Consider the following 16,501-nt stretch of genomic DNA (forward strand, 5'->3'; position numbering starts at 1 on the left):
GTATGAAAAATATATGTATATAAAGACAGAGAGCAAGTTATATCTTGCTCTCTAATTTTTTATTTTACTAAGAATTTATCCAGACCATTTTCATACATTTTTTTAAATAATGAAAGTAATGTTTTTACTTCTTCTTCAGAAAGAGATTTAACTAATTCTTCTTCCCATAAATAATAAACATCAAAAATTTCATTTTTTAGTGACGTTGCTTTTTCTGTAAGGTATATATGATATTTTCTTTTATCCTTTTCGTGAAGTTCTAGCTTTACATAGCCAGATTCTTGTAGTTTTTTTATGGCTCTTGTAGTAGTAGCTTTATCTACAGATACCTTTTCAGTTAAAGCATCATGAGATAGACCATCATTTAAATAAAGTTGAATTAAAAATTGATACTGTCCAACACCTATTTCATATTTTTCATAAGCATTTGATAAAAAACTCACACCTATTTTATGAAAAAAGCTTAAATATTTTGATACAGTTTCATTATCATATAAATTCATAAATATATTACCTTTTCTTTCGATTATTAAAATATATACTGATATTTTAACATGTTAATTAAATAAAAATCTATATTATAATACAATTAATAATTGTATTATGAAATATTAATTTAATTATTATGCAACAGATTTCTTAGTGTTTAGATCAGATTCTTCAGTAGAGAGATTTTTTAATGAGGTCATTTCTCTAAATATAACAATTCCTGAAAGTAATATAGCTAAAAAATCTGCAATAGGTCCAGCAAGCCAAACTCCAGTAAGCCCAAATAATTTAGGGAATATTAAAAATGCAGGGATTAAAAAGATTATTTGTCTTGTTAAGCTTATAAACATTGCCTTTTTCGCTTTACCAACAGCTTGATAATAATTTGAAGCAGTCATTTGAATTCCTATTATAGGCATTGATAAAAGATAAAGCTTCATTCCTGATATGGTTATATTTGTAAGGAGTGGATCGTTATTGAACATTCCAACAGCTTTTTCAGGAAATAATTGAATAAAGATAGCACTTAATACTAGTATAATCGTACAGCAAGTTAAACCATAAATATAAGTTTTTCTTACACGATCATATTTTTTTGCACCATAATTATATCCTATAATTGGCTGAGTACCTTGATTTAACCCATATATAGGCATTATGAATATTGAATAAATAGAAGTTATTATAGCCATAGCTCCAATTGCTAAATCTCCACCATAAGTCATTAAAGCTTTATTTGCAAGAACAGAAACGATACTGCTAGCTATTTGCATTAAAAATGGTGATAAGCCTATCATTAATATTGAATTAACTATATGTTTTTTTAATTTCATTTTAGGTAATGTGATATTTATAGAAGATTTTTTGCTTTTTGTAAAGTAATGTAAAACCCAACAACTAGCTATAAATTGCGATAAAATAGTAGCATAGGCTGCACCTTTTATTCCTAAATTTAAGCCAAAGATAAAAATAGGGTCTAACAGTAAGTTTATAGTTGCACCAATAATCATAGTAAGCATACTAAGCTTAGGATTACCATCTGAACGTATAGAGTTATTTAAACCAAATGCAAATAAATTACAAATTGTTCCTGTAAACAATGGAGTTATATATGCTAATGCATAAGGTAATGTATTTTCACTTGCACCAAATAAAGTTAAAAGTGGTTTAGCAAATATATTACCAAGTATAGCAATTAAGATACTAATGATAATTATAAGTGCTACACCATTTCCTAAGAAACTTTCAGCTTCAGTTTTGTTCTTCTTACCATATGCAATAGATATATTAGCACATGTTCCAATACCAATTAGCATACCAAATGCAGTTATTATTGTAGTTAATGGCATAGTTATACCTACACCAGTTATAGCTAGTCCACCAATATTAGGTATATTACCGATGTAAATTCTATCTATTACGTTATAAAGCATATTTACTATCATACCAACTATGGCTGGAATTGAAAATTTAATTAAAAGTTTTAAAATACTTTCATTACCAAGAGTGTCTTGATTATTTGTTTTAGACATATTTTCACCTTCCTTTAAATATTGTTGCGTTAGCAACGAAATGAATTTTATCATAACATTGTTGCGTTAGCAACGAAAAAATAAAATATTTACAATAACTATGGAAGATGGCAAAATAATATTATCAAATCAGATAGAAAGATTAGGAAGTACATGAAGATAAAAGCATTAGTTGGAATATTAATAATTTTACTGACTATTATAAATGTATATAAATCTAAGGTTAAAGGTTATATAGGGGAAATAATAGTAAGTAAAAGACTTAGTAAATTAAATAAGAAAAAATATAAGGTAATAAATAATATACTTTTAAAAGCACCAAACACTACTACCCAAATAGATCATATAGTTATATCAATTTATGGAATATTTGTTATAGAAACTAAAAACTATAAAGGAATAATTAAAGGAAATGAATATGACCACAATTGGATACAAATACTTTTTAATAAGAAAGAAACTCTAAGAAATCCTATAAAGCAAAATAATGGTCATATAATAGCATTAAAAAATATAATTCCGGAACTTAAATATAAAAAGATAAATTCAATAATTGCATTTACTAAAAGAGCAAAATTAAATATTAATGTTGAAACAGACGTAGTTTATTGTAATAAAATAAATAGGATTATAAAGAAAAATAAAGAGAGAGAATTTACTATAGAAGAGGTAAATAATATTTATGGAAAGCTTAAAGAATTAAATATAAATTCTTTAAGAGAAAGAAAAGTACATATTAAAAGTATTAAAAGAAGTGTTAAAAAGGCTAAAAAAAGATTAAATAAAAATAGATGTCCTAGATGTGGAGGAAAGCTAAAGAAACGTCATAATAGATATGGTAGCTTTAAAGGATGCAAAAACTATCCAGGGTGTACGTTTAGGATGGAATATTAATAAGTATACAGTAGAAAGTTGGTGTAAATATGGTTGATTTATGTTTATTAGGTAGTTTAGGTGGAATGCCTATGCCTTATAGAAATTTATCGGCAACACTTTTGAATTTTAAAGGAAGAAAGATACTTATAGATTGTGGTGAAGGAACTCAAGTTTCTATGAGAATAGTAGGGTGGGGGTTTAAGTCTGTAGATGTAATTATGATTACTCATTGCCATGGAGATCACATTGTAGGACTTCCAGGAATTTTAGCAACTATAGGAAATAGTGGAAGATTGGAGCCTTTAACTATAATTGGACCACAAGGAATTACTGAAGTTGTTAATAGTCTTAGAGTTATAGCAAAGTATTTGCCATACGATATTAATATAATAGAAAATCCAAGAGAGGTTAATTTAAATGTTACTAAAGAAAATATAAATGTAGTAGAAGAAAAAGGAGAAATAAAATTAACTACATTAGAAGTTGAACATTCATCACCATGTATAGGATATAGCTTTTATTTTAGACGTGATAGAAAATTTTCTGTGGATAAAGCTGAGAAAAATAGAGTGCCTAAAATATTATGGAATAAGCTTCAAAAAGGTGGGATTGATGAAGTGATAGTATATGATGGTAAAGAGTATACTGGAGAGATGGTTTTAGGTGATGAAAGAAGAGGAATAAAGTTAAGTTTAATTACAGATAGCAGACCCAAGGAAGAAATGATAGATTTTATTAAAGAAAGTAATTTATTTATTTGTGAAGGAACTTATGGAAGTGATTTAGATAAAGATAAGGCAATAAAAAATAAACATATGACATTTAGTGAAGCAGCTACTATTGCAAAAGAAGGACGATGTAAAGAACTTTTATTAACACATTTTAGTCCAGCTTTAGCAGAACCAAAGGAATTTATAGAAAATGCAACTAATATTTTTGAAAATACAATAATAGGTGAAGATAGATTAATAAAAAATATTAGCTTTACAGAGTAAGTAGAAGTAATAAAAATACGATATTTATTATTTTTATATTTAATTAAGTAGATATAAAAAGATAAAATTTAGTGATTATTTTTTCTACAAAGGGATTATTAACTTAGGAAATTATTAGTGATTTTTAGCAACTAAGAATAATATGAAGAAACTATATTGACTATGAATATAATTTCTTTATACTATATAGATATATATCTATATAAGGAGAGAGAAAGTTATGAATAAACCAAAGGTAGCATTTGTATGTGTGCACAATTCTTGTAGATCTCAAATGGCAGAAGCATTAGGGAGAATATATGGATCAGATGTTTTTGAAAGTTATTCTGCAGGAACTGAAACAAAACCACAAATAAATCAAGATGCAGTAAGAATAATAAAAGAGTTATATGATGTTGATATGAATGAAACACAAAAATCAAAATTATTAAATGATATTCCAACTGTAGATATAGTTATAAAAATGGGATGTAATGTAGTATGTCCATATTTACCAGCAAAGCATATTGAAGATTGGGGATTAGAAGACCCTACAGGAAAATGTGATGAAGACTTTATTAAGACAGCAAAAACTATAGAAATTAAAATTAAAGATTTAATGGAAAGAATAAAAAATAATGAATTAGTTTAAGATATTAAATAACCTCAAGCTATAAAGAAGTAGTTTTGAGGTTGTTTTTTTATTATTATAAATGGAATAAATTAAAGTTATTTAAGTAATTTTAATTTATGATATAATAGTAAAGCTGATTATTTTAGTTGAAATTAAGGGGGAAGAATATGAGCAAAGACATTATTAAAAAGTTAACCCTTGAAATAAATAAGCAAGAAAGCTTAGAAGATAAGGAGCTTAAAATAATAAAATTTCAACTTTTAAGAAAAAGTATGATTTTAAAGGTCATTTTAAGAGGTAAAGAAAAATTAGCTATAGAAGAAGAAGAGCTAATAAAAAATATTATATGTAGAACTCTTATGATAAAAATAACTGTTGAGATAGTTTTTTATAGAGATGCCAGTGATATTACTTTAGAGGAAGTAATAAAAAATCATTGGATTGAGTGCACTACTGATACTTTAAAGAAAACACCACTTTGTAAGACACTATTAATGAATTGTAGAAAAGAAGTTACAGGAAATAAAGTAGTTCTTTATAATGGTTATGAAAAATTAACAGATCATTTAAAGGCTAAAGATGGAGTAAAGTCTTTAGAAAATTCCATAAATGCTATGTTTGGAATAACGTGTAAAATTGAAGTTAAATTTGATCCTGCTATGGAAATTGTTATTGATCCTAAGGAAGCTGAAAGAAGAGAAAGAGAATTATTAACTAAGGCACTTTCAGATAGGGCTAAGGAAATGGCTTCAGAGTCAAAGTTAGCTAGTCAATCTAAACCAGTAGCTAATAAACCACAAGAAAAGAAGCCATATGAAAAGCGAGAAAATACATATAAGAGAGAGCCTAAGGCTGAAAATGCTATATATGGTAGAAATATTTCTATTGAGGCAACTGCAATTAGAGATATAGATGAAACTTCAGGTTTTGTTGCTATACTTGGCGAAGTATTTAAAGTTGAAACTATGGAAACTAAGACAGGTAAGATAATATTAACTTTCTATATAACTGATTATACAGGGTCAATTACAGTTAAGTGCTTCTTAAAGCAACAAGAAAAAGATGAAGTTCTTGAAAATGTTAAGAAAGGCCTTTATTGTAAAGTAAGAGGAGAAGCTATATACGATACTTATCAGCGTGAAGTTGTAATAATGGGCAGAGATATTCTTAAGATGAAGAAAATTGAAAGAATGGACGGAGCTGAAGAAAAGAGAGTTGAGCTTCATTGCCATACTACTATGAGTGCTATGGATGGTACAACACCAGTAGGTAAAATTGTAGAAAGAGCTGCAAAATGGGGTCATCCTGCAATAGCAATTACAGACCATGGTGGGGTTCAAGCATTCCCAGATGCACAAATTGCAGCTAAGAAAAATAAGATAAAGGTTTTATACGGTGTTGAAGGATATTTAGTTGATGATGGTGTGCCTCTTGCATTACATGAAAAAGGTCAAAGCTTAGATGATACATATGTTGTATTTGATATAGAAACAACAGGTTTTTCATCTAAAAATGACAAGATAATTGAAATTGGTGCAGTTAAAATTCAAAATGGAGTTATAGTTGATAACTTTAGTGAGTTTGTTAATCCAAGAAGGCCTATACCATATAATATAACAGAACTTACTGGTATAAGTGATGATATGGTAGCAAATGCAAATGCAATAGATGATGTACTCCCAAGATTTTTAGAATTTATAGGGGATGCAGTTGTTGTAGCTCATAATGCAAGTTTTGATTGCAGCTTTATATCAAAAAACTGCATGGATTTAGGTTTAGAGTTTAATAATACCATCGTTGATACTGTACAGCTTTGTAGATTTTTATATCCAGAGCTTAAATCCGTAAAGTTAAATTTAGTTGCTAAGCATTTAGGTGTTAAGCTTGAAAGTCACCATAGAGCAGTAGATGATGCAAAGGCAACAGGTGATATTTTAGTTATATGTATAAAGAAAATTAAAGAAGAATTAGAAATAGAAACTTTAACAGAGTTAAATAAGGTATTCTTAGAAAAGGTTGATATTAAGAAATTACCTACATATCACATAATAATGTTAGCAAAATCACAAGAAGGTATTAGGGATTTATATAAACTTGTTTCAGAAGCACATATAGATAATTTCTTTAGAAGACCAAGAACTAAGAAGTCAAGACTTATGGAAATGAGAGAACATTTAATTATAGGTGGGGCCTGTGAAGCTGGAGAGATTTATCGTTCTGTAATTGGTGGTAAAAGTGATGATGAAATAAAAAGTATAATGGAATTTTATGATTATGTAGAAATTCAACCAATTGCAAATAATGCGTACTTAATTGAAAAAGGTAATGTTAAAGATGAAGAAGAGCTTAGAGATATAAATAGAAAAATATATAACTTAGCTAAGGAAATAAATAAGCCTACAGTTGCAACTGGAGATGTTCACTTCTTAGAGCCGTATGATGAAGCTTTTAGAAGAATTATAATGGCAGGGCAAGGATTTGCTGATGCTGATAATCAACCACCACTATATTTTAAGACAACAGAAGAAATGCTTAAGGAATTTTCATATTTAGGTTCTGATATTGCCAGAGAAGTTGTAATTAAAAATCCTCAAGCAATAGCAGATTCTATTGATATATTAAAACCAATTCCAGATGAAACTTATCCGCCTAAAATTGAAGGTGCAGATGATGATATTAGAAATATGACTTTAAATAAGGTTCACTCTATTTATGGTGATAATTTACCAGAAGTAGTTCAAAAGAGATTAGATAAAGAATTAAATTCAATCATTAATAATGGGTATGCAGTACTTTATCTAATTGCACAAAAGTTAGTTGCAAAGTCATATTCAGATGGATATTTAGTTGGTTCTAGAGGATCAGTTGGATCTTCTTTCGTTGCAACAATGTCAGATATAACAGAGGTTAACGGACTTCCACCTCATTATGTTTGTCCAAAATGTAAAAAATCTATATTCTTTTTAGATGGATCTGTAAGTTCGGGTGCAGACTTAGAAGATAAGGATTGTCCAGATTGTCATGTGCCATATATTAAGGATGGGCATGATATACCATTTGAAACTTTCCTTGGATTTGAAGGGGATAAGGAACCAGATATCGACTTAAACTTTTCAGGAGATAACCAAGCTGATATTCATAAATATACAGAAGTTTTATTCGGTAAAGGATACGTATTTAAGGCAGGTACAATAGGAACAGTGGCTGAAAAAACTGCATATGGATTTGTTAAAAAATATTTAGATCAAAAAGGAATAGTGGTATCTCAAGCAGAAATCGAAAGATTAACAATAGGATGTACAGGTATTAAAAGAACTACAGGACAACATCCAGGTGGTATCATGGTTGTACCTAATTATACAGATGTTTATAATTTTACGCCTATACAAAGACCAGCTGATGATTCTACATCCGATGTAACTACAACACATTTTGATTATCATTCAATTTCAGGTAGATTACTTAAGCTTGATATACTTGGACACGACGATCCGACAGTACTTAGAATGCTTCAAGATATAACTGGAGTAGATCCTAAGACTATTCCACTTAATGATAAAAAAGTACTGTCTTTATTTACATCACCAGAAGCTTTAGGAGTTACTAAAGAGGAACTTGAATGTGAAGTCGGATCTTATGGACTTCCTGAGTTTGGTACAAAATTCGTTAGACAAATGCTTGTTGATACACAGCCACAAACATTCTCAGATTTAGTTAGAATATCTGGCTTATCTCATGGTACAGACGTTTGGCTTAATAATGCTCAATACTTTATTAAGGAAGGATACACTACACTTAGAGATTGTATTGCAACAAGAGATGATATCATGGTATACCTTATGTATAAAGGTGTACCACCAAAAACAGCTTTTACAATAATGGAAAGTGTAAGAAAAGGTAAAGGCTTAACAGAAGAATTTGAAAAAATAATGAAGGAAAATAAAGTTGAAGATTGGTATATAGAGTCTTGTAAAAGAATTAAGTACATGTTCCCTAAAGGGCATGCTGTTGCATATGTTATGATGGCAGTTAGAGTTGCTTACTTTAAGGTTTATTATCCTTTAGCATATTATGCAACATACTTTACAGTAAGAGGTGCTGATGATTTTGATGCAGATTTAGTTTGTAAAGGAGAAAGTGCAGTACATGCTAAATTACAAGAACTATATGCTCTTGGAAATTCGGCATCAGTAAAGGATAAGGGTTTAATGACTGTACTTGAGCTTTCTTTTGAAATGTATAAGAGAGGTTTTAAAATGCTAAAGGTTGATTTATATAAATCAGATGCAACTAAATTCCAAATTGTAGATAATGCATTGAGACCACCGCTAAGTTCTCTTCAAGGAGTTGGAGTAAATGCAGCTAAATCTATTGCAGAAGCTAGAAAAGATGGGGAATTTATTTCAAAGGAAGATTTAAGGTTGAGATCAAAGGTTTCTAAGACAGTAATTGAAACTTTAAGTAATCATGGATGCTTAGAAGGAATGTCAGAAACAAACCAATTATCATTATTTTAGTTAAAAATTTAAATGATAAGTTGAAGTTAAAACGTAGAGTTTTCTTTAACTTATCATTTTTATTTGTTAAAATTTTTAAGTGAGTATATTTGGTATAAAAAAATTTGTAAAAATTAAGATGTTAAGTGTTTCTCTTATAGATAGTTTTAGAATAATATAGAAATGAAGGGGGATGAAAAATGGATTTATCAGTAATAATTAATAGTGTAATATCATTGTTTTTGATAATTTTGGTTGGTATTTATGGGAGTAAGAGAAATATTATTACAGGAGAAATTAATAAAGGTTTAACTAATTTGTTGTTAGAAATAACATTGCCAGCTATGATAATTGTATCTTTTATTTTTGATATGAATGAAGAGGTTAAAAATAACATAATAAAATGTTTTTATTATAGTCCTATAGTAATTTTAATAACAATAATAGTTTCATATTTATTACTTCTACCTTTAAAATCAGACAAAAAGGTAATAATTCAATTTGCAAATGTTTTTTCAAACTGTGGCTTTATAGGATTTCCTGTAATAATTAGTATTTTTGGAGCTGAAGGAGTAATTTATGCATCTATATTTAATATGTATTTTACTATATTTTTATGGACTTATGGAGTTTTGTTATATACAGGTAAGGTTAGTTTTAAAGATATAAAAAAGGTTATTTTAAATCCTTCAATTATTGCAGTAGTTATAGGATTAATAATTATGATTTTTAATTTAAATTTACCAACTGTAATTTTGAATACTTTAGATTTAGTAGGTTCATTAACAGGTCCTTTATCAATGATTATAGTAGGAGTTATACTTTCAAAGGCTAATTTTATAAAATATTTAAAGGATTTTACTATATATTATAGTGCATTTTTAAAATTAATTTTATTGCCTATTATTCTTATAATAATATCTAAAGTGATAAATGATAATTCTATAGTAGTTAAGACTTTGATTGTACTTACTGCAATGCCGGCAGCTGCAATGACATCAATTTTAGCTGAAAGCTATGAAAAAGAAGTAGAATATTCAGCAATAATTGTTTTTATAACTACATTATTATTCTTAGTAACATTTCCAATTTTATTGAAATTCATATTATAGAAAATATATTTTTATTAAGTATTAAAGAACACATTAATTATTAAAAACATAACATGTAGATAAAGAATAATTAGCACTAAAAGGGGAATGTAGTGAGTTATAATTCAATTTATAATATTATTGGATTAAATAATGAAATTAATAGACTTGAAATGCAAGCAAAGCTTGGTTGGAAAAAAGAGTTTAGAACTCTAAAATGGTTAGGTTTAAGAGATGGAATGAAGATATTAGATGTAGGTTCTGGAACAGGAGTCTATAGTGAATTATTATTAGATAACTTACCTAATTCAAATATAACTGATTTAGAAGTTGATAAAAATATGCTTAGTATAGCAAAGGAAAGATTAAAGAAGTATTCGGAAGGAAGAATTAATTTCAAGTATGGATCTATTTTAGATAGTGGTCTTTCTGAAAACACCTATGATTTCATAATTTGCAGATTTGTATTTCAACATTTAGAAAATCCATTTGAAGCAGCAAAAGAAGTATATAGACTATTAAAACCAGGTGGTATAGTTGTAATAATAGACTCTGATAGGGGACTTTATGGTGTAAGTGATCCAGATATGTTATTCAAAAGTGGTAGAGGCTATATAAGCCAAATAGAAAAACGTGTAGGTTGGAATAGAGAAATAGGTAGAAAGCTTGTAAAAATATTAAAATATCAAGGATTTGAAAAATTAGATTTTGAAGCTGTTACTATTCATAGTGATATAGTAGGTATAAAAAACATAATTGGAACTCCCAAAATAGGACAACAAGAATTGAAAATGATATCAAGAAAAAATCCACGAATAGCAAAAATTTTAAAACTATGTAATGATACAAATTTAAGTAATAATTGTACAATAATATTTTTAAATTTAATGGCGAAAGGAGTAAAACCTTTTAATTAGTGGGTAGTATTAATAGAAAATATATTTGAGAGAAATATAAAAAAGAGATAAATCAGTAATAAACTGACTTTATCTCTTTTTTTAAACTATAAATACTAACTTCTAAATAAGTTATCTCCACCATTTCGGCAATGATTTATTTGGAGCAGTAATTGAATAATTTGTAATTTTTGATTTATTTTCAACTAAAATAGAATATATATTAGATGTTGAAAACATAGATAATGTTAAAAAAAGTATTGGTATATACATAAGAAATTTTTTCATTTGTAACCTCCATAAAATAACTACTAAAACTATTTATTTTAAGTATGTTACAAATTTAATAAAAATATTTATGTTTTTAAATCAAATTTATGTCCACATCTTTTACATGTAACTACTATCTTACCTTTTTTTCTAGGTAAGCGTAATTTTTGCTTACAGTTAGGACACTTTGTAATTTTATAATTTCTAAATTCAATATATCTTTTTTTAAAGTTATCAAAGTAAATAACTAAATTATTTAAATCATAAACAGGAAGATTATATGGGATAGATTTACCAAATTTTTTTAAAATTTTATTTGTGTATGTAAAAAATATATTATATTCTTCTTTTCTTTTATATATTTTTTTTGAAAAAGCTCTATAGATTGCATAAATTAAGATTATAAGTGCTAAAAGTCTTGTTATATCAAAAATATTAAGTATTGCTGCAAGTAAAGTTAGCAATAGGGATAACAAATCTACTCCATATCTACCTTGTAAAAATTTCATATAAACACTCCTTATATTAAAATATAAATTTACCATAATTATAATATATTTTATAACCATGTACAATTTATATTATGAGAATAAATAATGAATAAAAAGTTAATAAAAAGAAATAATAAAAGCATAGTCATCTAGTTACAAAGTAACTAGAATTTGATTATGGGGCGTTGCAGCACAAAATGCAACGTCTTTTGTATTTTATAAACCTTTCGTAACCATAATAATGTTTACTTCGTATTTTATTATTAGAAGATAAAAATAATCTAATGATAAAATGAGGGGAAATATTATGATAAACAGAGATATAAATTTAACTTCATATACAGTACTTCAGCAACAAAGTGTAGCTAGTGGTATTCCAGATGGAGTTAATATTATAGATGCACCAAAGTTTTGGGATAGAGGTAGAAAGGGAGAAAATATTACTATTGCTGTTATTGATACTGGATGTGATATTACCCATATTAATTTAAAGGATAGAATAGTAGGTGTAAGAAATTTTACTGATGATGATAAAGGAAATACGAGTATTGTAACAGATTATGTTGGACATGGAACTCATGTTGCAGGAATTATTGCCGCAAGTGAGATAGGAAATGGAGTAGTAGGAGTTGCACCTAAAGCAAATCTTTTAATAATTAAGGCTTTAAGTAAAAATGGAGGTAACTACAACTGGATTGTAGATGGGATAAATTATTCAGTGAAACAAAATGTTAATATAATCTCAATGTCTTTAGGTGGAAAATATGACGATATTGCACTTCATGATGCTATAAAAAATGCAGTAAATAAGGGGATACTTGTAGTATGTGCAGCGGGAAATGATGGAGATGCAAAAGCTAAAACAACAGAATTAAGTTATCCTGCTGCTTATAATGAAGTAATATCTGTTGGGTCTATTAATGCAAATAAAGAAAGTAGTAGATTTTCAGCTTCAAATAATCAAGTTGATTTAGTTGCACCTGGACAAGGATATAATAATAGGGGAATATTATCAACAGCACCAGGAAATAAATTTGCTGAGATGCAAGGAACATCTATGGCAACACCGCATGTTGCAGGAGCATTGGCATTAATAATTAATTGGGCAGAAGATGTATTTAAAAGAAAATTAAGTGAAACAGAAATTTATGCACAATTAATTAAGAAAACTGTATCATTAGGATATGATAAAAATATTGAAGGAAACGGAATGTTATATTTAACTATAGATGATTTGATGGGGAAAATTATAAAAGATGATAAATTAATAAGTGAAATATTAAAAAATAGCTTCTAATAAAATAGAATTATTATTAAAAATATAAAACTGAAGTATTAGTAAATATTAAGATGTATATCAATACTTCGGTTTACATATAAATGAAAAATGTTTCAAAAATGTAAAAAATACAATTAATAATTTTTAAGGTATTGACTAAAAAAAAACAAGGTATATAATAAAAATATGTATTAGCACTCGAGTTTGGTGAGTGCTAACAATCAAGTATGTAAGGAGAGAGTTTTATGGAAACAAAACAATTTAAAGCAGAGTCTAAAAGACTTTTAGACTTAATGATTAATTCAATTTATACGCATAGAGAAATCTTCTTAAGAGAGCTTATATCTAATGCAAGTGATGCAATTGATAAAATTTATTATAAAGCATTATCATCAGATAATATAAGTTTTAATAAGGAAGATTATTTTATAAAGGTATCAATAGATAAAGATAACAGAATAATAAAAATATCTGATACTGGTATTGGTATGACAAAAGAAGAGTTAGATGATAACTTAGGTGTTATTGCTAAAAGTGGTTCTCTTCAATTTAAGAAAGAAAATGAAGCTAAAGAAGGTTATGATATAATAGGTCAATTTGGTGTTGGTTTCTATTCGTCATTTTTAATAGCAGATAAAGTAACTGTTATTACTAAAGCTTTTGGAAGTGATGAAGCTTACAAGTGGGAGTCTAAAGGTGTTGAAGGTTATACTATAGAGCCAGCTACAAAGGAAACTATAGGTACAGATATAATATTACATTTAAAAGAAAATACTGAAGATGAAAATTTTGATGAATATTTAAATGAATATAAAATTAAATCATTAATTAAAAAATATTCAGATTTTATAAGATATCCAATAAAAATGGATATAACTGAAAGAAAACTTAAAGAAGGAACAGAAAATGAATATGAAGATTACGTTGAAGAAAAAGTAATTAATAGTATGGTTCCTATTTGGAGAAAAAATAAAAGTGAATTAAGTAAGGAAGATTATGATAATTTCTATAATGAAAAGCATTTTGGATTTGATAAGCCATTAAAACATATTCATTTAAGTGTAGATGGAACTGTAAGTTACAATGCAATTTTATATATTCCAGAAAATATGCCATATGATTTCTATACAAAAGATTATGAGAAAGGATTAGAACTTTATTCAAATGGTGTAATGATTATGAATAAATGTTCTGATTTACTTCCAGATTACTTTGGATTTGTAAAAGGAATTGTTGATTCAGAAGATTTATCTTTAAATATTTCTAGGGAAATTCTTCAACATGATAGACAATTAAGATTTATTGCTAAAAATATAAAGAATAAAATAAAGAGCGAATTAGAAAAAATGCTTAAAAATGAAAGAGAAAGCTATGAAAAATTCTATTCTGCTTTTGGAAGAACATTAAAATTTGGTGTTTATGATAATTTTGGAGCAGAAAAAGAAGTTCTTCAAGATTTATTAATGTTCTATTCTTCAAAGGAAAAGAAGATGGTAACTTTAGATGAGTATGTTACTAGAATGTCTGAAGAACAAAAATATATTTATTATGCAACAGGTGAATCTATAGCAAGAATAGAAAAAATGCCACAAATCGATCTTTTACTAGATAAAGGATATGAAATCTTATATTGTACTGATGATATTGATGAATTTGCAATTAAGATGTTAATGAAATATAAAGATAAAGAGTTTAAGTCAGTATATAGCGATGATTTAGGAATAGAAAATAATGATGAAAAAGATTCAAATAATGAAAATGAAGAAGAAAGCAAAGCTTTATTTGAAACAATGAGAGAAGTTTTAAATAATAAAGTTAAGGCTGTTAAGGCTTCAAAGAGATTAAAGAAACATCCAGTTTGCTTATCAAATGAAGGTGAAATTTCAATTGAGATGGAAAAAGTTTTAAATTCTATGCCTAATAATCAAGGAGTAAAAGCCGATAAAGTATTAGAAATTAATGTTAATCATGAAGTTTATAATGCTTTGAAAGATGCCTATGAAAATGACAAAGAAAAATTAGGATTATACACAAATTTATTGTATAATCAAGCCTTATTAATAGAAGGTTTATCAATTGAAGATCCAGTTGAATTTACAAATAATATTTGTAAATTAATGAAGTAGATATGATAAAAAAATAGTAGTAGCAAAATAGTAATTTTGCTACTACTATTCTTATTTATTAATTTAATTCTGAAGTAAGTTCTGATAAAAGTTCTTGTACAGAAACAATTTTATTAATTTTATAGGCATTAGAACCACAGAATATTAAACCATTATCAATATCTCCAGAAACTGCATTAATTAAAGCTTTGCTTATACAATATGGTGTAGTCAGAGGATTACATGGAACTAAGCAATTATAACATTTGCTTATTTTTTTATGTTCTGAATTTAATGATTCTAAAAATTTGTTATTAATAGCTCTACCAGGCATTCCTACAGGACTTTTAACTATTTTAATGTCATCTTTTGTAGAATTTACATAAGCATTTTTAAAGTTTATATGAGCATCACATTCATCTGTAGCAACAAACCTAGTTCCAATCTGGACACCACTAGCCCCTAATGAAAGATATTTTTTTATGTCAGATGAATTAAATACGCCACCACCAACTATAACTGGAATTTTGCAGTTGTAAGTTTTTTCGTAATTAGCAATTTCTTCTAAAATAGAAGAAACATTATCATCAAAATTTATAATGTCATCATTAAGCTTATCTGCTTTAAACCCTAAATGACCGCCTGCCTCAGGACCTTCTATAATAAAACCATCTGCAACTTTATCATAATGTTTTTTCCAATAAGAAAAAATAAGTTTTGTAGCTTTTAATGATGATACTATAGGAAATATTTTTATAGAGCTACCTTTTGTATATTCTGGTAATTTTAGAGGTAAACCAGCGCCTGATATAATAATGTCAGCACCAGCTTCGATAGTTGCTTTTACAATATCACTATAATTATTCATAGCAACCATAATATTTACCCCAATAATTCCATTATTACTAATTTCTTTAGCTTTTTTTATATGTTTTTTTAAAGATCTAAGATTAGCTTGAAGAGTATTACTTTCAAAATCTTCTTCTAAATAACCAGGTTGAGCAGCAGAAATAACACCTATTCCTCCGAATTTTGACACAGTTCCTGCTAGTTTAGATAAGGATACACCAACTCCCATTCCTCCTTGAATAATTGGTATAGAAGCTTTTAAATTCCCTATTATTAATGGATTAAATTTCATGATCTATCTCCTTTCAAATCAAATATTTTGACAATCAAAATATATTTGTAGTATAATACAGGTGCAGAAAAATAGCAACAAAAAAATAAATATTGACAATAATTCAAATAATAGTTAAAATCTAATTGTTTGATGCTCAAAATATTTAAAGGAGGAACAATATTGAACTATACAAAAAATTTTTACAGATTAATTTGACTGTCAAATAATTAGATGATAAAAACAAA

At 27.2% G+C, this 16,501-nt stretch carries 13 protein-coding genes; 8 read left to right on the forward strand and 5 right to left on the reverse strand.

What is annotated here, in order from left to right:
* Positions 1–59: 59 nt before the first annotated feature.
* Positions 60–503 (reverse strand): MarR family winged helix-turn-helix transcriptional regulator, encoded by a 444-nt coding sequence (locus LPC13_RS04290; RefSeq protein WP_005216303.1) that lies wholly within the window; start codon positions 501–503, stop codon positions 60–62.
* 120 nt (positions 504–623) lie between these two features.
* Positions 624–2,021, reverse strand: a complete 1,398-nt coding sequence (locus tag LPC13_RS04295) for an MATE family efflux transporter (protein ID WP_040420232.1) — start codon at positions 2,019–2,021, stop codon at positions 624–626.
* A 153-nt stretch (positions 2,022–2,174) separates the two neighbouring features.
* On the opposite strand from LPC13_RS04295, the gene LPC13_RS04300 reads away from it, so the two are divergent.
* From LPC13_RS04300 to LPC13_RS04325, 6 genes are all read left to right on the forward strand, one after another.
* Positions 2,175–2,915 (forward strand): nuclease-related domain-containing protein, encoded by a 741-nt coding sequence (locus tag LPC13_RS04300; RefSeq protein WP_005216306.1) that lies wholly within the window; start codon positions 2,175–2,177, stop codon positions 2,913–2,915.
* Between the two features lie 29 nt (positions 2,916–2,944).
* On the forward strand, positions 2,945–3,892 hold the full coding sequence (locus tag LPC13_RS04305; RefSeq protein ID WP_005216308.1) for a ribonuclease Z: 948 nt from the start codon (positions 2,945–2,947) through the stop codon (positions 3,890–3,892).
* A 220-nt stretch (positions 3,893–4,112) separates the two neighbouring features.
* Entirely contained in the window at positions 4,113–4,523 is a 411-nt protein-coding gene (locus LPC13_RS04310; protein WP_005216310.1) for an arsenate reductase ArsC, read from the forward strand.
* Positions 4,524–4,672: 149 nt separating this feature from the next.
* Positions 4,673–9,022 (forward strand): PolC-type DNA polymerase III, encoded by a 4,350-nt coding sequence (locus LPC13_RS04315; RefSeq protein WP_195244428.1) that lies wholly within the window; start codon positions 4,673–4,675, stop codon positions 9,020–9,022.
* Between the two features lie 179 nt (positions 9,023–9,201).
* Positions 9,202–10,113: an AEC family transporter gene (locus LPC13_RS04320; RefSeq protein WP_005216320.1), complete on the forward strand. Its 912-nt coding sequence runs from the start codon at positions 9,202–9,204 to the stop codon at positions 10,111–10,113.
* Positions 10,114–10,205: 92 nt separating this feature from the next.
* Positions 10,206–11,009 carry a class I SAM-dependent methyltransferase gene (locus tag LPC13_RS04325; RefSeq protein ID WP_005216322.1) on the forward strand — a complete coding sequence of 268 codons (804 nt, stop codon included), beginning with the start codon at positions 10,206–10,208 and terminating at the stop codon, positions 11,007–11,009.
* Between the two features lie 111 nt (positions 11,010–11,120).
* Here LPC13_RS04325 and LPC13_RS04330 read toward each other — a convergent pair whose 3' ends face one another.
* Positions 11,121–11,276, reverse strand: a complete 156-nt coding sequence (locus LPC13_RS04330) for a hypothetical protein (RefSeq protein ID WP_005216324.1) — start codon at positions 11,274–11,276, stop codon at positions 11,121–11,123.
* A gap of 68 nt (positions 11,277–11,344) precedes the next feature.
* Positions 11,345–11,767: a zinc ribbon domain-containing protein gene (locus LPC13_RS04335; RefSeq protein ID WP_040420233.1), complete on the reverse strand. Its 423-nt coding sequence runs from the start codon at positions 11,765–11,767 to the stop codon at positions 11,345–11,347.
* A gap of 289 nt (positions 11,768–12,056) precedes the next feature.
* Here LPC13_RS04335 and LPC13_RS04340 point away from each other — a divergent pair, with 289 nt between their 5' ends.
* Positions 12,057–13,046: a S8 family peptidase gene (locus tag LPC13_RS04340; RefSeq protein ID WP_040420234.1), complete on the forward strand. Its 990-nt coding sequence runs from the start codon at positions 12,057–12,059 to the stop codon at positions 13,044–13,046.
* A 227-nt stretch (positions 13,047–13,273) separates the two neighbouring features.
* Positions 13,274–15,154: a molecular chaperone HtpG gene (gene htpG, locus LPC13_RS04345; protein WP_005216330.1), complete on the forward strand. Its 1,881-nt coding sequence runs from the start codon at positions 13,274–13,276 to the stop codon at positions 15,152–15,154.
* A 58-nt stretch (positions 15,155–15,212) separates the two neighbouring features.
* Here the strand turns inward: htpG and LPC13_RS04350 are convergent, their stop codons facing one another.
* The gene (locus tag LPC13_RS04350) at positions 15,213–16,274 is read right to left on the reverse strand and encodes an NAD(P)H-dependent flavin oxidoreductase (protein ID WP_195244429.1); all 1,062 of its coding nucleotides are present in this window, start codon (positions 16,272–16,274) and stop codon (positions 15,213–15,215) included.
* Between the last annotated feature and the right edge of the window lie 227 nt (positions 16,275–16,501).

This window comes from Clostridium celatum, from assembly GCF_021412605.1.
Lineage (GTDB): Bacteria > Bacillota > Clostridia > Clostridiales > Clostridiaceae > Clostridium > Clostridium celatum.